General features: G+C 65.8%; 19 protein-coding genes, 1 pseudogene and 1 riboswitch. Of the genes and pseudogenes, 5 read left to right on the top strand and 15 right to left on the bottom strand.

Annotated elements, in window-relative coordinates:
* Positions 1-163: 163 nt before the first annotated feature.
* From RT697_RS10330 to RT697_RS10280, 11 genes are all read right to left on the bottom strand, one after another.
* Positions 164-2,986 carry a toxin VasX gene (locus RT697_RS10330; protein ID WP_313698622.1) on the bottom strand — a complete coding sequence of 941 codons (2,823 nt, stop codon included), beginning with the start codon at positions 2,984-2,986 and terminating at the stop codon, positions 164-166.
* Positions 2,987-3,003: 17 nt separating this feature from the next.
* Positions 3,004-3,882 carry a DUF4123 domain-containing protein gene (locus RT697_RS10325; protein ID WP_313698620.1) on the bottom strand — a complete coding sequence of 293 codons (879 nt, stop codon included), beginning with the start codon at positions 3,880-3,882 and terminating at the stop codon, positions 3,004-3,006.
* A gap of 357 nt (positions 3,883-4,239) precedes the next feature.
* Positions 4,240-5,082, bottom strand: coding sequence for a methylenetetrahydrofolate reductase [NAD(P)H] (gene metF / locus RT697_RS10320; RefSeq protein WP_313698618.1), 843 nt, complete (start codon positions 5,080-5,082; stop codon positions 4,240-4,242).
* 127 nt (positions 5,083-5,209) lie between these two features.
* The gene (locus tag RT697_RS10315) at positions 5,210-5,545 is read right to left on the bottom strand and encodes a phage holin family protein (RefSeq protein WP_056327402.1); all 336 of its coding nucleotides are present in this window, start codon (positions 5,543-5,545) and stop codon (positions 5,210-5,212) included.
* Between the two features lie 123 nt (positions 5,546-5,668).
* On the bottom strand, positions 5,669-7,087 hold the full coding sequence (gene ahcY, locus RT697_RS10310; protein ID WP_313698616.1) for an adenosylhomocysteinase: 1,419 nt from the start codon (positions 7,085-7,087) through the stop codon (positions 5,669-5,671).
* Between the two features lie 100 nt (positions 7,088-7,187).
* Positions 7,188-7,322, bottom strand: a riboswitch (S-adenosyl-L-homocysteine riboswitch).
* Positions 7,323-7,383: 61 nt separating this feature from the next.
* A complete protein-coding gene (locus tag RT697_RS10305) occupies positions 7,384-8,430 on the bottom strand; it encodes a glycosyltransferase family 1 protein (protein WP_313698615.1) in 1,047 nt (348 codons plus the stop codon).
* Positions 8,431-8,521: 91 nt separating this feature from the next.
* A complete protein-coding gene (locus RT697_RS10300) occupies positions 8,522-8,758 on the bottom strand; it encodes a DUF1289 domain-containing protein (RefSeq protein ID WP_409408354.1) in 237 nt (78 codons plus the stop codon).
* 90 nt (positions 8,759-8,848) lie between these two features.
* On the bottom strand, positions 8,849-9,736 hold the full coding sequence (locus RT697_RS10295; protein ID WP_313698613.1) for an alpha/beta hydrolase: 888 nt from the start codon (positions 9,734-9,736) through the stop codon (positions 8,849-8,851).
* Positions 9,737-9,773: 37 nt separating this feature from the next.
* Positions 9,774-10,424 (bottom strand): 3-isopropylmalate dehydratase small subunit, encoded by a 651-nt coding sequence (gene leuD, locus RT697_RS10290; protein WP_313698611.1) that lies wholly within the window; start codon positions 10,422-10,424, stop codon positions 9,774-9,776.
* A complete protein-coding gene (gene leuC, locus RT697_RS10285; RefSeq protein ID WP_313698609.1) occupies positions 10,421-11,842 on the bottom strand; it encodes a 3-isopropylmalate dehydratase large subunit in 1,422 nt (473 codons plus the stop codon). Before leuC ends, leuD begins: the two co-directional genes overlap by 4 nt.
* 70 nt (positions 11,843-11,912) lie before the next feature.
* Positions 11,913-12,893 carry a tripartite tricarboxylate transporter substrate binding protein gene (locus RT697_RS10280; protein ID WP_313698607.1) on the bottom strand — a complete coding sequence of 327 codons (981 nt, stop codon included), beginning with the start codon at positions 12,891-12,893 and terminating at the stop codon, positions 11,913-11,915.
* A gap of 124 nt (positions 12,894-13,017) precedes the next feature.
* Here RT697_RS10280 and RT697_RS10275 point away from each other — a divergent pair, with 124 nt between their 5' ends.
* Positions 13,018-13,941, top strand: a complete 924-nt coding sequence (locus RT697_RS10275; RefSeq protein ID WP_313698605.1) for a LysR family transcriptional regulator — start codon at positions 13,018-13,020, stop codon at positions 13,939-13,941.
* An 18-nt stretch (positions 13,942-13,959) separates the two neighbouring features.
* Here RT697_RS10275 and RT697_RS10270 read toward each other — a convergent pair whose 3' ends face one another.
* Genes RT697_RS10270 through RT697_RS10260 form a run of 3 tightly spaced genes read right to left on the bottom strand, consistent with a single transcriptional unit; the run spans position 13,960 to position 16,353 of the window.
* On the bottom strand, positions 13,960-14,592 hold the full coding sequence (locus RT697_RS10270; protein WP_313698603.1) for a flavin reductase family protein: 633 nt from the start codon (positions 14,590-14,592) through the stop codon (positions 13,960-13,962).
* Position 14,593: 1 nt separating this feature from the next.
* Positions 14,594-15,337: a GntR family transcriptional regulator gene (locus RT697_RS10265; protein WP_313698602.1), complete on the bottom strand. Its 744-nt coding sequence runs from the start codon at positions 15,335-15,337 to the stop codon at positions 14,594-14,596.
* A gap of 59 nt (positions 15,338-15,396) precedes the next feature.
* Positions 15,397-16,353, bottom strand: a complete 957-nt coding sequence (locus RT697_RS10260) for a polysaccharide deacetylase family protein (RefSeq protein ID WP_313698600.1) — start codon at positions 16,351-16,353, stop codon at positions 15,397-15,399.
* A 230-nt stretch (positions 16,354-16,583) separates the two neighbouring features.
* Here RT697_RS10260 and RT697_RS10255 point away from each other — a divergent pair, with 230 nt between their 5' ends.
* Genes RT697_RS10255 through RT697_RS10245 form a run of 3 tightly spaced genes read left to right on the top strand, consistent with a single transcriptional unit; the run spans position 16,584 to position 21,169 of the window.
* The gene (locus tag RT697_RS10255; protein ID WP_313698598.1) at positions 16,584-17,774 is read left to right on the top strand and encodes an ABC transporter substrate-binding protein; all 1,191 of its coding nucleotides are present in this window, start codon (positions 16,584-16,586) and stop codon (positions 17,772-17,774) included.
* Positions 17,775-17,801: 27 nt separating this feature from the next.
* Positions 17,802-18,680, top strand: coding sequence for a branched-chain amino acid ABC transporter permease (locus RT697_RS10250; RefSeq protein ID WP_313698597.1), 879 nt, complete (start codon positions 17,802-17,804; stop codon positions 18,678-18,680).
* Positions 18,680-21,169 carry a branched-chain amino acid ABC transporter ATP-binding protein/permease gene (locus RT697_RS10245; protein ID WP_313698595.1) on the top strand — a complete coding sequence of 830 codons (2,490 nt, stop codon included), beginning with the start codon at positions 18,680-18,682 and terminating at the stop codon, positions 21,167-21,169. The genes RT697_RS10250 and RT697_RS10245 overlap by 1 nt, the downstream gene beginning before the upstream one ends.
* A 64-nt stretch (positions 21,170-21,233) precedes the next feature.
* Here RT697_RS10245 and RT697_RS10240 read toward each other — a convergent pair whose 3' ends face one another.
* On the bottom strand, positions 21,234-22,238 hold the full coding sequence (locus RT697_RS10240) for an Lrp/AsnC family transcriptional regulator (protein WP_313698593.1): 1,005 nt from the start codon (positions 22,236-22,238) through the stop codon (positions 21,234-21,236).
* An 82-nt stretch (positions 22,239-22,320) separates the two neighbouring features.
* Between RT697_RS10240 and RT697_RS10235 the strand changes: the two are divergent.
* Positions 22,321-22,636 (top strand): annotated as a pseudogene (locus RT697_RS10235) (MFS transporter); the annotation flags it as partial.

The raw sequence follows: 22,636 nt of genomic DNA, 5'->3' as shown, positions 1-22,636 counted from the left end.
GCGGCCCCACTTTGCGTAAAATTTGCGTACGTTTCGAGCTCGACACATCGTTCATTGACGCGCCTAACCCCGTCCGGCTGAGGATGCGCTCCCGTTGGCCGGTGGTGGTACAGAGGCGTACCGCCGAACCGGAGACTTCTTGGCAGGCGTTTGGTGTCAGACATTACTTTGGCCTCTGAACCGGTTCGAGTAAGGCTGAACTGATCGGGTCAGACAGCCATCCGCCCGATGAGAACTGCAACGGCTTTGGCGCGTTCGGTTGCCGCAACGCTATGTCAGGGCGCGAATCAGGGTCCGGGAAATAGAGATACTCGAGTTCCACCTTGGCATCTTCGTGCATTTGGATTGACCAGCCGCATTCACTTCCTCTAGCGCCCAAGCGCGTAACCAGGCACTCATGGCGGTAATCGACGGGGATTGTGCCGGGAGCGTACGCGATCGGCCCTTCTACCGGAGCAAGCCGGCTTCCGTTTAAGGTGAAAGCCAATTTTGTCTGGAATTTTTCTCCCGGGATGTCGTTGGTTTCAGGCAATTGGCAGCTGATGCGAAGCTGGCCTACGGCGTAGCCAGATGCCTTATCCCACTCCGCCGAGAATCGTGGTCGGTAGAGCAAACCATGGACTGCGTCCAGTTCCTCTTGATTGGAGTAACGTGGGCTGTTGACGCCCCAGGCGCTATGTTTGAGCCATATTTCAACGGGTCCATGCGCCGTCATAATTACTCCAACCGACAACGCCAAGCCACCGACAACCGCTCCAGCGGCGACAAGAGCCCAACCCCAAGGGGTAAGCCCGAGAACCAGAATAGGCGCACCTGTTGCAACGGAAGCGGCTGCCGCCACTCCCCCAGCCGCCATGGCAAGTGCCAGCGTTCCCGCTGCGAGCGCTGAGCCAAATAATAATTTTCCTTGTTCCGGATTACTCTCGCCAAATGCCTTGATCGCTCTGACTACATCTGCTAAGGCCGCAATGCCTGCTCCCGCAGCGCCGAAAACGGCGACGCCCAATTTGGCAGCAATAATCCTCGCACTATTTGCCAAAAGAACGTTTCCGCGCCTTTCAAAAATAACTACCGCAATGGCAGAGCGGCTTTCGATTCCAGCCCCAATCAAAGTATATAAAGCACCTATCAGCGATATAGCATCCGCGGCCTTTGAAGTAGACGAATTCAGCGACACCAACGAATCCCTCATCCCCTTGATTGCTAGAAGCCCGCCTAGCCCTGTAAATAGATGCCCGCCGGGACCCTGAACACGATTCAGCATATTTACAAACGGATTTCCTTTCATCTGAACAGGCCTAGGCGGCGGCAACGGTGACCCGTTTGCTATTGCGGTGTCGATCTCGCGGTACGTGGTTTCACCAACCTTCACCCAGTCATAGACTGACGTCCTATTACCCGAATCTGCATGATTAATCTTCGGAGCTGGCATCTTCCACCCACGCAAGTCGTCTTTCCCAAGTGTTTGATACCCTTGGAGCTCATAAGCGGCTCGCTGCAAATCCCCCTGGCCGATGTCATAGCGGACAATGGTGAAGCCGGCCCTGACCTCCATCACATGCCGCAGACGTGGCATCAGTACATCTGCTACTTTGGTTTCCGGCACCGCCTGCAGCAGCCCGACTAGCGCGTTGGAGGCCGCAGTTAGTTTGTGCTCCTCCAGAAATTTGTCCATAACGCTGAAAAGATTCTTGGCAATCTCACCCGAGCTCGACTTCAGACGGCCAAGAAGCAGTTCGCTGCCATTTGCAAGCGCGAGCCAATAAGGGCTTTTGTCGACGGGCAAACTGATCAGATCGTTCAAAACCTGTATTCCATCTTTGGAATGCACCAGCCCGCCAATGCACTGAAGAACCGCGTTCTCGTAGTCATGTGCGTTGTGAATCACGCTGCGGTCAAAGCAGTGCAGCGCTTTGCCCAATAGCCGCGACGGATCGATAAGGCGAACCCACGCAAGCGAGTCCATTACCGCTGCTGCAATAGTGCTGTCGAACGCTTTGATTTCCTTGGCATAAACGCCGGGAAATAACATTGCGCCGGCGTAATTCACCAGGTTCTGTTGTTTTGCAAGCGTATAAGCCAAGTCCGGGTTTTTTCCCGCCTGTTTCTTCATTCCCTCGAAGTAATCGCGGATGAACGTTGCGCTTTGCAGCTTGTGCGCGTTTTGGCCCGCATATTCCGTCTTTAACGCCACGGCACGGGTAATTAGGTAATGAAGCTCGCTGGCAATCCCAATCGGATCCTGCAATGCCACCACCAGAGGCGTGAAATCCTTACGTGGCAGCAAGGCGATATACATATTGCCCAGTATGTTGTGGTGGTTTGGAGCCTCTTCTGGGAACTGGATTTCGCTCCACACAAAAGGCTTGGGCGCCCCGTGTCCCGATGGCGAGACGAGTTCGGGCGCCGCCTGACCCAGCAGCGTCGCGTCGAAGATGTGTTCCTGATAGGGATTGCCGGCAGGCCTGCATTGCGTGCTCAACGCATCGCGAAGATCGCCCTCATTGGTCTCGATGGCCCAGAGCGTGCGGTGGGACAGCAGCGTGTCACTGACCAGGATGTGTACGGTTTCGGCAGTATTCGCATCTGGCGCGAAAAGATATGTCTGGGCGCCTACCGTATCGGGCCGGCTTAACCGGCCCGGCGTTGCATCCTGATCGTCGGCATCGCTCCACCAGATGCGAGCGAACTTGACGTCTTCGGTGACTTGGTAGTGTTGCGTCCACATGCGTCCATGCTCGAAGTAGCAGAGATAGACGTAGGTGCCCGGGCGCAACGTGCGCAAACCGTACGCTTTGCCCGCGGTGAGCGGGGGGTAGCCCGCCGTGTTCAGACGAGGAAACACTTCCCCATCCCACGCGTAATCGGCAATGCCATAGCGCAGCGGATATAGGGGAACGCCGCGTTCGCAGGGCGGTGGGGAGATGGCTTTTCCCAGGCGTTTCTCGTTCGGGCGGATGGAGCCCAGTGCCTTTTTGAAGTTCACGTGACGGGTTTCCTCGACTACGCCGAAAGCGCCGAGAGTCGTGCTTCGGCATCCACCAATCGCTGCTTTCCGGGAATGAGCCGTTCGATCAGGAGTTCCCGAAGCACGCTATCGTTCGCGAAAAAATCTTGGGGGTACCGAAATCGCAGATCGACGTAGTGGCGAACGTCACGCTCCAGCGTGAGCGCAAGCTGATCCGCAGCTTCACGGACGAACAGGCCAGTGCGCCGCCACAAGTCCGGTTCATTCTCGGGGTCGTCGTACGCGGGCGTTTGTCGGCGAATACTGCGCACGCAGTCGCGCACGAACCACGCAAGGCTGGCCTGATCGAGTGAAATCTCGTCGGCTTTTGTCAGGACGATGGGCTCGTCCAGCGCGGGTGCGGCCTGTCCCTGTACGGGAGAGTCCGCAACCAGCCATTCGCCCTGATGCTCGTTGCCCGCATACCAGATGACGCATCGGATGGGGCCGAACAGCCTGGACAGGGACTGCGCCGTCAAGCCTTCGCAGACCTCTTCAAGCGCCCGTGCGCCATTAAGGCTGAACCTGATGGGAAATCCGTCTGTGCCTACCAGTTGATGCAACTGTTGGAGGTGAGCGACGAGGGGATCGATATCGTCTGCGGCCACCAGGATGATTCCTGCTTGTTGGCGAAGCCAATGTTCGACGGCGTAGGTGAACAAGGCCTCGTCGAGCGGCGCCAGCAGGGGGCCGTGGCGATAGCCCGGATTTCGGTACTCCCGAGGCGTGTCGCGCCAGACCCAGCGGTACTCGAATCCACGCTTGATTTGCAGAAGGTCGTTCTCGAGCGTGTCGCTGTGCGCGCCGTCCAGAAGAATCCAGGCGCGGGCTCTCGGTTCAAGCGAGACCCAATCGGGGCATTGCGATGCCTTCACCACCCGACGCCTCCATCGAGACGCCTCGGCCATCAATTCTGTCGCTGCACCCGCCATGTGAGTGTCACTCGTCAAATGAACGAAAAGTCGTTCAATCTACGGCGGGGCCGTCCCCTTGGACATATGAATAGTTCGAAAGCTCAGAAGAGCGGGTCTGATTTGTCAAAGAGTTTGGACCGGCTAACGAATCGCCGTTCATCTGCGACGTTGCCAATGGGCGGTTTCACAGAAAGAAAAATCCCCACTCAGCGTATCGCTTCGTGGGGATCGGATGACTATCTCATGAAGACCGTGGGAATCGCCGGCCTTTTGCCATAGCGGCGGGCGGCAAGCCTGCAGCCGCGCGCAGCGGACCGCTTACACCGTCAGTTCCTTCCAGATCGCCAGCGGCGCTTCGGAACTGTTCAGCGTGTAGAAGTGCACGCCCGGCGCGCCGTTGTCCAGCAGCGTCTGGCACAGCTCGGTCACGACGTCCGCACCAAAGGCGCGGATGGAGGCCTTGTCGTCGCCGAACTCGGCCAGACGAAGGCGGATCCAGCGCGGCACTTCGGCGCCGCACATTTCCGAGAACCGCAGGAGCTGCGTGTGGTTCGTGATGGGCATGATGCCCGGCACGATCGGCACGTTCACGCCCTTGGCGCGGGCGCGGTCGACGAAGTCGAAATAGGCGTCGGCGTTGAAGAAATACTGCGTGATGGCGGCATCGGCGCCGGCCTTCACCTTGGTCACGAAATGGTCCAGGTCGGCCGAGGGATTGGCAGCCTGGGGGTGCATTTCGGGATAGGCGGCCACTTCGATGTGGAACCAGTCGCCGGTTTCCTCGCGGATGAACGACACCAGTTCGTTGGCGTAGCGCAGCTCGCCCGCGTCGCCGCCCATGCCCGACGGCAGGTCGCCGCGCAGGGCCACCACGCGCCGCACGCCTTCGCTCTTGTAGGCCTGCAGGATGTCGCGCAGATCCTGGCGCGACGATCCCACGCACGACAGGTGGGGCGCCGCATCGCAGCCCAGATTGCGCAGCGTGCGCACGGCATCGGCCGTGCCCGCGCGCGTGGAACCGCCCGCGCCGAACGTCACGCTGACGTACTTGGGCTGAATGGCCAGCATCTGCTTGGCCGCGCGCACCAGACGCTCCTGGCCGGCGAGGTCACGCGGGGGAAAGAATTCCAGACTGAAAGCAGGAGAGTTCGATTCGGACATATCAGTATTTTTATGGCGCCATGCGCCGCATTCAGCAGGTGCCCCACCCGCGGGGTGCCGCGGATCCGGGCTCCGCCGGTCCGCAGGCACGCCCCTGGGGGAAGCGCGCAGCGCTCGGGGGCCCCCCCTACGGGATCAGCTTGGTCAGGAGGCCGGAGATGATGCTGTACAGGATGGCGCCGCCCACGGCCCACCAGAACCCGTTGACCTGGAAGCCCTTGAGCACGGAGCCCACGAACCAGAACAACAAGGCGTTGATGACGATGAGGAAGAGCCCAAGGGTAACGATCGTGATGGGCAGCGTCAGCAGCACCAGGACCGGCTTGACCAGCATGTTCACCAGGCCCAGCACCAGCGCGGCGATCAGCGCCGAACCGAAACTGGCCACCGTGATGCCGGGCAGCAGGTAGGCAACGGCCAGCAAGGCCACTGCGTTCAGGATCCAGACGAGTATCAGTGTCACCATGTTCGAACTCCTGTATTGACGCTCCGCGGACCCGTCGGCGCCGGGCGGCGACGGGCGTGATCCGCGGACCAGAAAACCCGCGCCGACATGGCGCGGAATTTTCCTATTGTGCTACATCCATCAATAGCGGTAGTGATTGGGCTTGTAGGGGCCTTCGACCGGCACGCTGATGTAGTCGGCCTGGTCCTGACGCAGCGTCGTGAGCTTGACGCCCAGCTTCTTCAGGTGCAGGCGGGCGACCTTCTCGTCCAGGTGCTTGGGCAGCACGTAGACTTCGCCGGACTTGTAGGCTTCGTTGCGCGTGAACAGTTCGATCTGGGCGATCGTCTGGTTGGCGAACGAGGACGACATCACGAACGAGGGGTGGCCGGTGGCGCAGCCCAGGTTCACGAGACGGCCCTGCGCCAGCAGGATGATGCGCTTGCCGTCCGGGAAGATGACGTGGTCGACTTGCGGCTTGATCTCTTCCCACTTGCAATCGGCCAGGCCGGCGACGTCGATTTCGTTGTCGAAGTGGCCGATGTTGCAGACGATGGCCTGGTCCTTCATCGCGTTCATGTGTTCGCGCGTGATGACCTGGTAGTTGCCGGTGGCAGTGACGAAGATGTCGCCGTGAGCGGCGGCTTCTTCCATCGTCACGACCTTGAAGCCTTCCATGGCGGCCTGCAGGGCGCAGATCGGGTCGATTTCGGTGACCCACACTTGCGCGCGCAGCGCGACCAGCGCCTGGGCGCAACCCTTGCCCACATCGCCGTAGCCGGCCACGACGGCGATCTTGCCGGCGACCATGACGTCGGTGGCGCGCTTGATGCCGTCAACCAGCGATTCGCGGCAGCCGTACAGGTTGTCGAACTTGGACTTGGTGACCGAGTCGTTGACGTTGATGGCGGCAAAGGCCAGCTCGCCCTTCTGCGACATCTGGTACAGGCGATGCACGCCCGTGGTGGTTTCTTCGGTCACGCCCTTGATCAGCGCCAGGCGGGTCGAGTACCACTTCGGATCGCGCTTCAGCGTTTCCTTGATGGCGGCGAACAGGATGCGCTCTTCGTCGCTGCCCGGGTTGGCCAGGACCGAGATGTCCTTTTCAGCCTTGGTGCCCAGGTGCAGCATCAACGTGGCGTCGCCGCCGTCGTCGAGGATCATGTTGGCGTTTTGGCCATTGGGCCATTCGAAGATCTTGTGGGTGTACTGCCAGTACTCTTCCAGCGTCTCGCCCTTGACGGCGAAGACCGGGGTGCCGGACGCGGCGATGGCGGCGGCGGCGTGGTCCTGCGTGGAGAAGATGTTGCACGAGGCCCAGCGCACTTCGGCGCCCAGCGCCACCAGCGTTTCGATCAGCACGCCGGTCTGGATGGTCATGTGCAGGCTGCCGGCGATGCGCGCGCCCTTGAGGGGCTGCGACGCGGCGAATTCCTCGCGGATGGCCATCAGGCCGGGCATTTCGGTTTCGGCGATGGCGAGTTCGCGGCGGCCCCAGCCGGCCAGCGACATGTCGGCGACGAGGTAGTCGGAAAAGGATTTATCAGTCACAGCGTTCATGGTGTGTAGGCTCCACGTGAAATACGAACGGCGCACGATATGGCCGGACAACGCGAATACACCACGACAGTCGAGTGCTCGCCTTTCCCGCCATACGCGACAAAGGTGAGCGCCGTTGCTGTAGCGACGCGCAAGGCGCGGCGCTTGAACAAGGATTCCTGAGCCTGGCGAGCCGGGGTCCGCATGGGTAAGACACATGGGGGACCGCAGGGTCGTCGCAACGCTCCTCAGGATTGCCGGGCATTGTACAAGGTTGGCGCGCCGCACGGCTAGAAAATCCGGGCGGCGCGTCTGATTCAGGTTGTGGCCGCCCAGTCGTTGGCCGCCCCACGCGAATCGCCCTGAGTCAGCGGCACCAGTGCGTCCAGCAGATCCGAGGCGACCGAATCCCAGCTGCGGGTCAGCGCCTGCGCCCGCACCACGTCGCGGTGCAGCGGCAGCGCGGCCAGGCAGGCGCGCTTGAGGTCGTCGTCCAGCCGGCCCGTGACGCCCTCCTCGACCACGGCAAGCGGCGCTTCACTGCGAAAGGCCGCCACCGGGGTTCCGCAGGCCATCGCCTCCAGCATCACCAGCCCGAACGTGTCGGTCAGGCTGGGAAACACGAACACGTCGGCGGCCGCGTAAAAGCCCGGCAGCGCGCCGTCCTGCTGCATGCCCAGGAAGATCGCGTCCGGAAAGCGCTTCTTCAACCGCGCCTCGTCCGGTCCCGCGCCCACCACCACCTTGCTGCCCGGCAAATCCAGGGACAGGAAGGCATCCAGGTTCTTTTCCTTGGCCACGCGGCCCACGCTCAGCCAGACGGGCCGAGGCAGATCCTGAAACGCCTGGCTGGCCGACGGCTGGAACTTGCGTGGATCGACCCCGCGCGACCAGACGCGCAGATTCGCCAGGCCCCGCTGCACGAGGATGTCGCGCACCGTGGGCGTGGGCACCAGCACGCATTGCGACGGCCGGTGGAACCAGCGCAGGTAGCGCCACGGCAGCGCGGCGGGGATGCCCATGCGCGCCTGCAGGTAGTCCGGGAACATGGTGTGAAACGACGTGGTGAAGCGCCAGCCCCGCTGCAGCGCCATGCGCCGGGCGGCCAGGCCCAGCGGGCCTTCCGTGGCGATGTGCAACGCGTCGGGGATGGTGTCGCCCAGGATGCGGCGCAGTTGCCGGCCGGGTTGCAGGCACAGCCGCAGATCGGGTTCGGAGGGCGCGGGGATGGTTCGGCTGCCCTCGGGACTGACCACGATCAGCTCGTGGCCCCAGTCGCTGAGGATCTGCCGCATGGTCGACCAGGTGCGGACGACGCCGTTGACTTGCGGATGCCAGGCATCCGTGACGAGAACGATGCGCATGATGGAGCCGGAAGTGGGCAATGGCGCTATTCAGCCTGCGCCATGTGACAGGCCCAAGACGGGGACGCAAGCGCGTCCGTGCGCAGCGGCGTCAGTTGTTGCGCCGCGGATACCCTTGCGACTTGATGCGGATCCAGACTTCGCGCTTTTCTTCTTCCGTCATGAACACCCAGTTGGCGACTTCCATGGCGGTGCGCCCGCACCCGCGGCAGATGTCGTCGAACAGCGTGGAGCACACCGCCACGCAGGGTGAATCCGACATCTTGAAGGCGCGTTGCGCATCCTCGGCGTCGGGCAATTCGGAAAGATCGGCGAAGTAACGATTCATGGGCCGAAGGTTAACACCAGGGGTGCGTCCCTTTTTGGATAGCCCTATCGCCTGCCGAGGCTTGATTGACAGCGGGCGCGGCCCGCTTGTTCAACGCCAGCCGAAGAATGCTTGCGCTTCGGCCAGCACCGCATCCGGCGTTTCCTCGGCCAGATAATGCGCGCCGGGCAGCGGGCCGCCGGTCACGTCGTCGGCCACCGCACGCCACAGCGCCAGCACGTCGAAATTGCGGCCCACGGCGCCGCGTTCGCCCCACATCGCGCGCACCGGCATACGCAGGCGCTCGCCGGCGGCGCGGCCGGCCTTGTCGTGGTCCAGGTCGATCGTGGCGGACGCTCGGTAGTCCTCGCACAGGCCGGTGGCCCAACCCGGTTGGCGCGCGGCGCGTTCGTATTCGGCCATGGCCTCGGCGGAAAAATGCGCCAATCCGCCCGGCCGCCCGCCCATTACGGACCGCAGGTAGAAGATGGGGTCATGCTCGATCATCGTTTCCGGCACGGGCGCCGGCTGGATCAGCCAGAACCAGTGGAAATAGGCCTGCGCAAACGCGCGCGTCGTGCCTTCGTACATATCCAGCGTGGGCGCGATGTCCAGCAGCATCATCCGGCTTACGGCCTCGGGGTGGTCCAGCGCCAGCCGGTGCGCGACGCGCGCGCCGCGGTCATGCGCCAGGATCTCGAAATGCTCGTGGCCCAGTCCGCGCATCAGCGCCACCATGTCCGCCGCCATGACACGTTTGGAGTGCGCGGCGTGGTCCGCGCTGCCGGCCGGCTTGCCGCTGTCGCCGTAGCCGCGCAGATCGGCGGCCACGCAGGTGCGATGGCGCGTCAGTTCGGGCCAGACGCGGTGCCAGATGGCGTGGGTCTGCGGATGGCCGTGCAACAGCAGCAGGGGCGGACCCGAGCCGTCGATGCGGGCGGCGATCTCCACGCCGTTGGCCGGAAAGCGCCGCACCGGCAGGTCGAAAAAGGCGGTCATCTGCGTCATCTCCTTTCGTTGTCCCGCGCGTCGCGCGCTAGGCGGCGTCCAGCCGGTCGCGCACCTGACGCGCCACGTCCTTCATCCACGGAAAGCGCGCCCAATGGGCGGCTTCGAAGCGCTCGACCTCGGGCAGTTGCTGCAGCGTCGCGCCCACCATGTCCTGCCCCTGCGCGAACATCTGCCGATGCCGCGCCGGCAGGTCAAAGTGTGCGGTCCAGCCGTCGGCCGCGCGCACCTGCCCGGCCATCACGTCGATGCCGACACGGTTGGCGCCGGGCGCCGTCGTATTGGACACCTTCGCGAGCAAGGCGTCGACCTCGGCGGGCGGCAACGTCACCAGCAACAGGCCGTTGTTGAGCGCGTTGAAGTAGAAGATCTCGCCGAAGCTGGACGCGATGACCGCCCGGATGCCGAACTGCTGCAAGCCCCAGACGGCGTGCTCGCGGCTGGAACCGCAGCCAAAATTGGGGCCGGCCACCAGGATGGATGTCCCCGCGTACGCCGGCTGGTTCAGCACACAGTCCGGCCGCGGCGCGCCCGCTTCGTCAAAACGCAGGTCGTACAGCAGGCCCTTGTCCAGCCCGGCCTTGTCGATGATGCGCAAGAACTGCTTGGGCATGATCTGGTCGGTGTCCAGGTTGGAATACGGCAGCGGCGCGGCCACGCCTTCGGTCATGGCATTCATTTGGCATCCCTCCAGGTGCGCACGTCGACGATACGGCCGGCCAGCGCAGCGGCCGCGGCCATCGCGGGACTCATCAGGTGCGTGCGCCCTGCCCGCCCCTGCCGTCCCTCGAAATTGCGGTTCGTGGTGGACGCGCAGCGCTCGCCGGGGCGCAGCACGTCGTCGTTCATGGCCAGGCACATCGAGCAGCCGGGCTGACGCCATTCAAAGCCCGCCGCGATCAAGTCGGCGGCCAGCCCTTCGGCTTCGGCTTGCGCGCGCACCGCGCCGGAGCCCGGCACCACCATCGCGCGCACCCCCGCCGCCACCTTTTTGCCGCGCGCCAGATCCGCCACGACACGCAGATCCTCGATGCGGCCGTTGGTACAGGAACCGATGAAGACGCGGTCGATCGGCACCCCCGCGATGGGCGCGCCCGCGGCCAGGCCGATGTAGTCCATGGCCTTTTCCAGCGCCAGCCGGGCCAGCGCGTCGGGCTCGTCCCGCGGATCCGGCACGGCGCCATCAACCGGCATCGCCTGATCGGGACTCGTGCCCCAGGTCACAAACGGCGCGATGCGTCCCGCGTCGAACGCGTGTTCCACATCGAAGCGCGCGTCGCCGTCCGAGCGCAGCGTGGCCCACCAGGCGCGCGCCTCGTCCAGCAGCGCGCCGCGCAGTTGCGGCGCGTGCGCCGTGACGTACGCGTCGGTGACGGCATCAGGCGCGATCAGCGCGGCGCGCGCGCCGGCTTCGACCGTCATGTTGCACAGGGTCATGCGCGCTTCGGCCGACAGCGCGGCCACCGCCTCGCCGCAGAACTCCACCGCATGCCCGCGCGCGCCCTGCGCGCCGATGCGATGCACGACGTAGATCACCAGATCCTTGGCCGACACGTGCGCCGGCAGCACGCCGTCGATGCGGATCCGCATGTTGCGCGCCACGCGGTACACCAGCGTCTGCGTCGCCAGAATGTGTTCGACTTCGCTAGTGCCGATGCCAAAGCCCAGGGCGCCCAGCGCGCCGTACGTGGTGGTGTGGCTGTCGCCGCACAGCACCACCATGCCGGGCAGGATCATGCCGTGCTCCGGCGCGATGACGTGTTCGATGCCCTGCAGCGGATCGGTGGTGTCAAAGAGCGCGATGCGCTGTTCGTCGCAATTGCGCTTCAGGTTCAACGCCTGCCGCGACGAGGCATCGTCCGCAATCACGCGCAGCGCGGGCGGCACGTTGTGTGTGGGGATGATGTGGTCCACCACCGCCATCTGCTGCCCGGGGCGCAACACGTCGCGGCCCCGCGCGGCCAGGCCGCTGAAGGCCTGCGGGCTGGTGTACTCGTTCATGATGTGCAGGTCGACGTAGAGCAGCACGTGCTCGGCATCGATCCGGGCCACCTCATGGCTGGCCACCAGTTTGTCGTATAGCGTCATGCCGGGCATGTCAGTGCTTCCTTGCTTGAAAGAGACGCCCGCGGCGCGCGCGGGCGGGTATTGCTTGCGTTTCCGCCGTTCAGTTCGCCTGGATTCCGGCTTCCTTGACGATGCCGGACCAGCGCGCCATCTCGGCGGCCACCATGGCGTCTGTCTTGTCCGGTGCGGTGATCAGGGGCTCAAACCCTTCCCTCTGCATGCGTTGCGTCAGCGCGTCCGAGCGCAGCGCCTGCGCCAGCTTCGCGTTCAGCGTGTCGATCACCGGTTGCGGCGTGCCGGCCGGTGCGCTGACGACGAACCACGTATTGAATTCGTAGCCCGGCAGGCCCGACTCGGCGATGGTCGGCACGTCGGGCAACAGCGGCGAACGCGTCGTGCCGGTCACCCCCAGAGCGCGCAGCTTCTTGCCGTCGACCTGCGGCTTGGCCGCGGACAACACCGGAAAGCTCATCTGCACCTGCCCGCTGATCGTGTCCAGCATCGCGGGGCCGCCGCCCTTGTACGGCACGTGCAGGATCTGCGTCTTGGACACGGACTTGAACAGCTCCGCGGCCATGTGGAACGTGCTGCCGGTGCCGGCCGAGCCAAAGCTCAGGTCGTTGGCGGGACGGGCGCGCACATACGCGAGCAGCTCGCTCACCGACGCCACGGGCAGGTTGTTGGTGACCGTCAGCACATGCTGCGACGTGCCCACCGTGCCGACCGAGCGCAGGTCCTTCGCGGTATCGAAGGGCATGGTCTTGAAGAGCGCCGGATTGATCGCCAGCGACATGGTGTTGATGCCCAGCGTGTAGCCGTTGGGCTCGGCGCGCGCCACGGCCGTCATGCCGATGTTGCCGGACGCGCCGGCGCGGTTTTCCACGATCACGCTCTGCCCCAGTTCCTTCGCCCAGGCATCGGCGATCAGGCGGGCCGCGATGTCCACGCTGCCGCCCGGCGCGAACGGCACGATCAGCGTCACCGCGCGTTCGGGAAAGGCGTTGCTGGCCCCGGCGGCATGGGCCCAACAGGATGCGGCAACGGCCGCGCACAATGCGCCGGCCAATCTGGCTATCTTCATTTCGGGTCTCCTCGTGTGGCCGCGTGGCGCGGCTCTGTATCGGTGAACCCAGTGTATAGGCCGGTTTCGTTCTTATAATTTGCTGAATTTATAAATCTTTATTAAATCCAATTTATAAATAGCCATGGACGCGCTCTCCGATCTCGCCTTCTTTTCGCTGGTGGTCAAGCACGGCAACCTCTCGGCCACGGCGCGGGAACTGGGGCTGACGCCGCCCGCGGTCAGCACCCGGCTGGCCAAGCTGGAGCAGCGCCTGGGCGTTCGGCTCCTGAACCGCACCACGCGCCGCGTCAGCGTCACGCAGGAAGGCGAGCTGTACCTGGCCGAGGGCACGCGCATCCTGGCCGACCTGCAGGCGCTGGAACGCTCGGTGTCCAGCGCCCGTGCCCAACCGCAGGGACTGCTGCGCCTGAATGCCACGTTCGGTTTCGGACGCGCCCACATCGTGCCCGCCGTCTCGGACTTCTGCCGCCAGTATTCCGACGTGGAAGTGCAGATGCGCCTGACCGACCGGCCGCTCAATCTGATCGAGGAAGGCTTTGACGTGGCGGTGCGCTTCGGCGACCTGCCGGACGCGCGGCTGACGGCGCGCCGGATCGCCTCGAACCGGCGCCTGCTGTGCGCGTCGCCGCGCTACCTGGAGATTCATGGCGAGCCGCGCGCGCCCGGCGACCTGCAGCGCCACCGCTGCATCGTCGTGCGGGAGAACGACGTGGCCTACGGCACCTGGCGGCTGGAATCCGGCGCGCGTGCGGAAACCGTCAAGGTGCGCGGCACGGTCAGTTCGAACGACGGCCAGAGCGCGCTGGAATGGGCGCTGGACGGCCACGGCATCGTCATGCGGTCCGAATGGGAAACCGCGGCGCACCTGCGCGCGGGCCGGTTGCGCGAAGTGCTGTCCGACTGGAGCACGCCGCCTGCGGACATCCACGCGCTGTACCCGGAGCGGCTGAACCTGCCGGCCAAGACGCTGGCGTTCGTGGATTTCCTGTCGCGGCGCTTCGCGCGCCGCCTGCGGGCGCCCGGCTCGGATGCCGCCGTGTGGTGAGGCCTCAGATGTGAGGCCTCAGATCTCGTCGATGGGCGTGCTGGCTGGCGCGTTCTTTTCCGCGTCGATGGCGTAGCGATCCCGCGTCCGCACGTAGAAGCTGGCGCCAAACCGGCCCACCGGAAAGTAATCCTGCAGGCGCACGCGCCACGTCTCCGTATCGATCAAGCCATCGCGCGCATGCAGCCAGCGCACCTGGCCGATGAAGATCTGGCGGCTGGCGGTCTCCATGGTTTCAAACAACGTGCATTCGAACGCGACGGGCGCCTGCACGATGCGCGGCGGCGCGACGCGGTGGCTGGGCGCGGCGTCCAGGCCCGCGTGCGCCAACTCGCTGACATCCGATGGCAGGCGGTCGCCGCAGCGGTGCATTTTTTCAGCCATGGCCTCGTCGGTCAGGTGCACGACGAACTCGCGATCGCGCGCGATGTTGACCGCGGTGTCCTTCAGCCCGCCGTCTTCCAGGCGGTTGATGCTGACCATCACGATGGGCGGATCCTCGCCCAGCATGTTGAACATGCTGAACGGCGCGGCGTTGACCACGCCGGTTTCGGACAGCGTGGTGATCAGCGCGATCGGCCGGGGCACGATCAGGCTGGCCATCAGCTTGTAGCGCTGATACTCGGTGATAGCGTCGAAGTCGATTTCCATGTCAGGCCAGTCCCAGCATCTGGGCAAGGGTTTGCGCGGGCTGCGGGCGCTCAAGGCTGATGCGCCGCTCCAGATCCGCAAGGTGGTTGTCGTTGGTTTGCACGGCTTCGGCCACGTCGCCACGTTCCAGCATGTCGACGATCAAGACGTGTTCGCCGTGTTCGCACGCGGCATTGCCGGGCGGCTCGTACAGCGCCACGATGAGCGAGCAGCGCGACACCAGTTCGGCCAGGTAGCCGTGCAGGATGGTGTTGCCGGACAATTCGCCCAGCCGCACGTGAAACGCGCTGGCCTGCCGCGCCCAGGCCGGTTGTCCGGCGCGGTGCAGCAGCGCGTGCTCGTCACGCAATTGCTTGCGCAGCGACGCGTAATCGGCGCGCGTCGCGCGGGCCGCAGCCAGCGGCAATAGCGCCGCCTCCAGCGCGCGGCGCGCCTGGAAGATCTGCCGGGTGTCTTCCGGCGTCGGTTCGGCCACCACCGCGCCGCGATTGTGGTGCAAGTCCACGACGTGCTCGTGCGCCAGCCGCTGCAAGGCCCTGCGCGCCACCGACCGCGACACGCCGAACAGGTCGCAGATCGCGGCCTCGGGCAGCTTGGTGCCCGGCGTGAGGCGCTGGCTCATCACGCTTTCGTAGACCGCTTCGCAGATGCGGCGCTCCATGTCGGCGTCGGGGATGGCGGGCTTGGCGGTCTTGGACCGAGCGGTGGCGGGACTGCGGGACTTGGCGGCGCTTTTGGTGGACATGCGAAGCTCGGTTCAACAAGAAAAACAACATAACGTAGGCGGATGGGTTCGACGGCCCGTTAATCGATCACGCCCGGCGGCAGGCCGTCCACATGCCGGCAGATCTCGCCCGGCGTGGTGAACCAGATCTCGCCACGGTCGCGGGCGGCGGCCAGCGGCGCCAGCGCGCGCCGCAGGTGACGCAGCCGGTAAGGCTGGCCGACGATGTAGGGATGCAGCGCAATGCCCATGACCAGCGGCTGGCGTACCGCCTGCGCGCGCATCTCCTCGAACTGGTCAAGGATCATATCGGCAAAATCGCGCGCGTCCATCTTGCGGCCCATGATCATCGGAATGTCGTTGAGCTCCTGCGGGTACGGAATCGCCCACAGGTCGCCCCCGCGCGTGCGCATGCGCATGGGTTGATCGTCGTGGCACCAGTTCAGCGTGTACCGGTAGCCGGCCTCGGCCAGCAGGTCGGGCGTGGCGTGGCTTTCCGAAATCCACGGCGACAGCCAGCCGGCCGGCTCGCTGCCCGCGTGCCGCAGGATGCGGTCGCGGCAGTGCGCCAGCAGCGCGCGTTCCTCGGCTTCAGGCAGGCCGCCCTGCCGGTGCGCGTTGCTGTAGCCGTGTCCGATGAGCTCATCGCCGCGCGCCAGGAAGGCATCCACCAGATCCGGGCAATGCTCGTAGAGCGCGGTGTTGATCAGCACGCCGGCAGGCAGGCGCAGTTCGTCAAACAATTCCAGGCAGCGCCAGGCGCCCACGCGGTTGCCGTATTCGCGCCAGGCGTAGTTCAGGACGTCGGGGTGGGGCGACGCCGGGCCGAGTTCCGCGCCCAGTCCTTCTCCGAACGCGAAGTGCTCGATGTTGAAGCCCAGGTACACGGCCAGGCGCGCGCCGTTCGGCCACGCGTAGTCGGCCCGCCCGGCGATGGCGCGATACGGAAACCGGCCGTGGCAGGCAAGGGGTTGCGGCGTCCAGGCGGCGTCGCCGTCACGCCCCGGTTTAGTGCTTGGAAGCGAAGATGGATTCATTTTGGTGCAAATCCTGAAGCATGATTGTGAACAAAATCGCAGATGTTTTGGCGACAAAATCCGGCGATCGGTGCGTACATATCCGATCTACTTCCCCTACGCCCCGCAGCGGCAGGGCGAAGACGGCATGCGGCAGGTTGCGGGGATCAGGTGGCATGGATCTTGCATAAGGGAACGAAGCAGCACTTAACCCCATGCAAGATTCATTCCACTTTTTCAGGAGTGTCCCGATGACCCCGACCCGTCGTTCCTTCATGCGCCATGCGGCTGCCGCCGCCCTTTTCGCCGCGGGCCTCATCTCGCAGCCGGCGCTGGCAGCGGACCCGATCAAGATCGGCCTGATCACCGCGTTGTCCGGGGAGTCGGCGCGCGCCGGCGAAGCGCTGACGCGCGGTATCACGGTCGCCATCGAGGAGATCAACGCGCGGGGCGGCCTGTTGGATGGCCGCCAGGTCGTGCTGGTGCGGCGCGACGACGAAGGCAATCCCGCCAAGGGCATGGCCGCCGCGCGCGAGCTGATCTTCAAGGAAAAGGTTGCCGTGCTGTTTGGCGGGCTGGACACGCCCGTGTCCATGGCCATCGTGCCGATCGTCAACCAGGAAAAGGTGCCGTTCATGGGCCCGTGGGCCGCCGGCACCGCCATCACGCAGAACAAGGGCAATCCCAACTTCGTGTTCCGCGTGTCGGCGATGGACGAGATCGTCGACAGCGCGATGGTGCAGTACGCACAGAAGACGTTCCAGAGCGCCAAGCCCGGCATGATCCTGGTGAACAACCCCTGGGGCGAATCCAACGAGAAAGGCCTGAACGCGGCGCTGGCCACCGCCAAGATCACGCCCGCCGGCGTCGAGAAATTCCAGCCCAACGACCTGGACATCGTGCCGCAACTGAGCCGGCTGAAGGCCGCGGGCGCCGACACGCTGTTCCTGGTCGGCAACGTGGGCCCGTCCGCGCAGGTGGTGAAGTCGCTGGACCGCATGGGCTGGAAGGTGCCTATCGTGTCGCACTGGGGTCCGGCCGGCGGCCGCTTCACGGAACTGGCCGGCCCCAACGCCAAGAACGTGCACTTCGTGCAGACCTACAGCTTCTTCGGCAAGCAGGGACCGGTGGGCGACAAGGTGATGCAGGCGCTCAAGACCAAGTATTCCGACATCAAGGGACCGCAGGACATCACGCCGGCAGTCGGCGTGGCCAACGCGTACGACGGCATGCAGCTCGCGGCGCTGGCCATCGCACAGGCCGGCTCGACCGATGGCGACGCGGTGCGCCAGGGCTTCTACAAGATCGGCAAGTACGAAGGCCTGATCAAGACGTATGAGCAGCCCTTCACGCCGGCCTCGCACGACGCGCTGCGCGAGGACGACTACGTGTGGACGCAGTTCATCGACAACCGCATCCTGCCCGTCAAGGGCGCACAGTAAAGCGGCCGGACGCCGCGGGAGACGCGCATGTTGTTGATGTCCGCCATCGTCAGCGGCCTGGGACTGGGAAGCATGTACGGGCTGATGGCCCTGGGCTTTTACCTGACCTACGCCGTGTCCGGCACGGTGAACTTCGCCCAGGGCAGTTCCATGATGCTGGGCGCCGTGCTGACCTACACGTTTGCCCAGACGCTGGGCTGGCCGCTGGCCGTGGCGCTGCTGTTTGCGCTGGCGCTGTGTGCGCTCTACGGCCTGGTCGTGGAGCGGCTGGCGGTGCGGCCGTTTGCCAGCCGCGGCTCCAATGCGTGGCTCATGTCCACGGTGGCGCTGGGCATCGTGCTGGACAACGTGGTCATGTTCACGTTCGGCAAGGAGCCGCGCAGCCTGCCCTCTCCGCTGGCGCAATCGCCGCTGGAGATCGGCGGGCTGGGCCTGGGCATCTATCCGCTGCAACTGCTGATTCCCGTGGTCGGCCTGGCGCTGGCGGCCGCGCTGCACACGCTGTCGCGCCGCACGCGCTGGGGCGTCGCGCTGCTTGCCGTCGTGCAGAACCCGAACGCCGCGCGGCTGATGGGTATTCCCGTGCGCCACGCCATCATGGCCGCCTTCGCCGTGTCCACGCTGTTCGCGGGCGTGGCCGGCGCGCTGGTCGCGCCGCTCTTTAACGTGACGGCGGACATGGGCACGCTGTTCGGATTGAAAGCCTACGTGGTCGCCATCCTGGGCGGCATCACCAGCGCGTGGGGCGTGATGATCGCGGGCCTGCTGTTTGGCGTGGTCGAAGCGCTGATCACCGTGGCGCTGGGCTCCGGGTATACGCAGATCATCAGCTTCACGCTGGTGATCGTCATGTTGGCCGTGCTGCCCAATGGCCTGTTCGGGCGCGCCGATGTGAGGAAGGTCTGATGAACAAGCAATCCCCGATGCGCTGGCTGCCGCCGGCGCTGTACGCCCTGCTGGCCGCGGCGGCCCTGGTGCTGGCCGCCACCGTCAACGGCTACTACGTCTTCGTGCTGGGCAACGTGGCGCTACTGGCGCTGGCCGGCATCGGCCTGAACGTGCTGCTGGGCCTGACGGGCCAGATGTCGTTCGGCCACGCGGGCTTTTACGCCATCGGCGCGTACACGGTCGCGATCCTGACCGGCCAGGCCGAATGGAGCTTCTGGCTGGCGTGGCCGGCCGCCGCGCTGGTGTGCGGCGCGTTCGGCCTGCTGCTTGCCGTGCCCGCGCTGCGCGTGAAAGGCCCGTATCTGGCGATGATCACCATCGCCTTCGGCTTCATCGTGGAACATGCGCTGATCGAGGGCGGCTCGGTCACGGGCGGGCAGAACGGCCTGATGGGCATCGTGCAGCCGGCCCTCGGCAGCCTGGGCGGCGACCGAGGCGTGGCCATGCTGGCCATCGTGGCGGTGTTTGCGGCGCTGATCGGCTATGCGCTGCTGTCACGAGGCGCGTGGGGCGCGGCCATGCGCGCGGTCAAGGACAGCGAGACGGCCAGCGAATCCATCGGCATCAATCCGCTGGTGGTCAAAGCGGTGGCCTTCATGGTGTCGGCCGCGGTGGTCGGCCTGGCGGGCGGGCTATACGCGCCGCTCACGGGCATGATCACGCCGCACAACTTCAACTTCATGCAGTCCATCCTGTTCGTGCTGGCGGTGACCATCGGCGGCGCCGGCTCGCTGGCCGGGCCGCTGCTGGGCGCGGTGGTGGTGGGCCTGCTGCCGGAAGTGCTGTCCAGCCTGGAGGAATACCGCCTGCTGTTCTTCGGCGCCTTCCTGCTGGTGGTGCTGTGGGCCGCGCCGGAAGGCGCCGCCGGGCTGCTGGCGCGCTGGCGGCGGCGCACGCAGACGCAAGGGCTTGCGCCACGCCACGGCGCGTTGCCTGCCACCGCGCGCACGCGCCGCACGCTGCAGGCCGACGCGCTCACGATGACCTTCGGCGGCGTGCGCGCCGTGCAGGCCGTGTCGTTCACGGTGCCGCCCGGTGCGGTGACGGCGCTGATCGGCCCCAACGGCGCGGGCAAGTCCACGGTCATCAACATGCTGAGCGGCTATTACCAGCCGACCAGCGGCCGCGTGGCGCTGGGCGATGCGCCGCTGGCCGCGCTGCCCGCGCATCGCGTGGCGCGCAGCGGCATTGCACGCACCTACCAAACCTCGCAGCTCTTCGACACATTGAGCGTCGAGGACAACGTCGCGCTGGGCATGCTGCGCGGCCGCCTGGGCGGGCTGCTGGCGTCGCGCCGGTATCTGGCGCCCGACGTGCGCGAACGCGCGCGCGCCCTGCTGGCGTTCTGCGGCTACGAAGGCGCGCTGAACATCGCGGCGGCCGACCTGCCGCACGTGGACCGGCGGCTGGTCGAGATTGCGCGCGCGCTGGCCACCGATGCCGACGTGCTGCTGATGGACGAGCCCGCGGCCGGGCTGTCGCGCGAAGACAAGACGCGGCTTGCCGGGCTGCTGCGGCGCATTGCCGAGGCGGGCGCGGGCGTGCTGCTGGTCGAGCACGACATGACGCTGGTGATGGGCGTGTCCGACCACATCGTGGCGATCGACGCCGGACGCGAGCTGGCGCAAGGCAGCGTTGCCGAGATCCAGCAATCACCCGAAGTGCGGCAGGCCTATCTGGGCGACGAGGCGGCGCGCCGGGCGCCCGCCGCGCGGCGCAGACCGGCGGGCGAGGCGCTGCCGCCCGAGGTCCTGGGCGTGGGCAATCTGACAACCGGCTACGGCGCCAATCCCGTGCTGCACGGCATCGACCTGCAGGTCAGGCAAGGCGAGATGGTGGCACTGCTGGGCGCGAACGGCGCGGGCAAGTCCACGCTGATGCGCACGCTGGCCGGGTTGCACCGGCCCGCGCAGGGCGGCATGCACCTGCAGGGTCAGGAACTGCACGGCTTGGCTGCCGACCGCATCGTGGCGCGCGGCCTGGTGCTGGTGCCGGAAGGACGTCAGGTGTTTCCGGGACTGAGCGTGCTGGACAACATCCGCCTGGGCGCCTTCCTGCATCCGCAGGACCGCGAGGCGCGTGTCGAGGAAATGCTGACGCGCTTTCCGCGGCTGCGCGAACGGCTGCACCAGCGCGCGGGGCTGCTGTCGGGCGGTGAACAACAGATGCTGGCGATCGCGCGAGGCCTGATGGCCAAGCCGGTGATCCTGCTGCTGGACGAGCCGTCGCTGGGCCTCGCGCCCAAGATCATCGACGAGCTGTTCGACGCGCTGGACCGGCTGCGCAAGGAGTCGATGACCATCCTGCTGGTGGACCAGATGGCGGCGCTGGCGCTGTCGCTGGCCGACCGCGCTTACGTGCTGGAATCGGGCCGGGTTGCCGCGCACGGGGCCGCGGAAGACATCGCGAAGGACGGCGCGCTGGCGCGCGCGTATCTCGGGGCATAGCGGAAGAGAAGCACCTGGGCGGCCGCCTGGAAGTGCGGCCGCGGAAAGGCGGCCCCCGTGGGCATCACGCGGCGTCCGCCCCCAGCCGCGCGCCGGCCCGCACGATGCCGCAACGCTTGTGCGCGCGCATCACCACGCCGACCTCGCTGTTCAGCACGCCGTCCAGCTCGCCCAGCCGCCGCGTCACCACATCCCACAGATGCAGGCTGTCGCGGCACAGCACGTGCCAGAAAAGCTGCGACGCGCCGCTGGTGCCGAACAGGCAGCGGGTATTGGGGTCCAGCGCCAGATGTGCGGCCAGCGCGTCCACCGTTTGCGGGCGCACCTGCACCGAGATCACCGCTTCCACCGGAAAGCCGACCAGCGCCGGCTCGACTTCCACGCGAAAACTCAGCGCACGGCGCTCCACCAGGTTCTGCAGCAGGCGATGCGCGGTGGGTTCGCTGACGCCGGACCGTTCGGCCAGCTCAGCCAGGCTGGCGCGGCCATCGCGCATCAGGTGCGCGACCATGCGCTGCTCGGGTTCGGTCAGCGCTGCGGGCGGCGAAAGCAGCGGCGCGTCCGCATCGCCGCCGGGCTGCGGCTGGATGCGCCACTGGCCCGCGCGCCGGAAAGGCCGCAGCACCAGGCGCGCCTCCACGTGCTCCACCCCATCGATGGACGGCAGCACACGCGTCACCACGTCCGGCATGTCGGCCGCGTCGGCCAACGTCAGCTCGGCCATCAGGTCGGCGGAACCGGCCAGCGTCACGACGAGCTGACTGATGTCCAGCCGCGCGAGTTGGTCAGCCACGTCCGGCACCCGGCCCGACCGGCAGCGCACCCAGGCGTGCAGCACCACACCGCGTCCGGTCGCCAGCGGGTCCGGTTCCGCGATGACGCGCAGCGCGTCCGCGTCCATCAGGCGCTTGATGCGCCGCGCGACGGTTCGCTCGGCGATGCCCGTCGCCGCGCCCAGTTCGCGCCAGGACGCGCGAGGCTGCGCCTGCAGCGCGACGACGCACGCGAGATCCGTGTCGTCCAACGCGGCGCTTAGGGAATTACCCTTACTTGACGTGTCCATATCCATTAATCTAACGTTCGCGCATTGATAAAAATACAAAATTTATTGGTTCATTTGACCAAAAAACAAAACACAAATTGAGGACGTCATGAGCAGTACATCCGCAACCTTGCGCGCGGCGCAAGGCGCAAGCGCCCCGCCCGTTTCGCGCGGCCGCACGATTCTGGCCGGTAGTGTAGGCAATGCGGTGGAATGGTTCGATTGGACCATCTACGCGTCGTTCGCCATCTTCTTTTCCAGCCAGTTCTTCCCGCCCGGCAACGAAACCACCGCCCTGCTCGCCACGTTCGGCATCTTTGCAGTGGGCTTTTTCATGCGCCCGGTCGGCGGATGGGTGCTGGGCATCTTCTCCGACCGCTATGGCCGCAAGGCCGCGCTGGGCCTGACGATCCTGATGATGGCGG

Source organism: Achromobacter sp. (assembly GCF_032113835.1).
Taxonomy (GTDB): Bacteria; Pseudomonadota; Gammaproteobacteria; order Burkholderiales; family Burkholderiaceae_B; genus Achromobacter.
The sequence above is the reverse complement of the archived record's forward strand: the minus strand, read 5'-3'. Positions and strand labels throughout refer to the sequence as shown.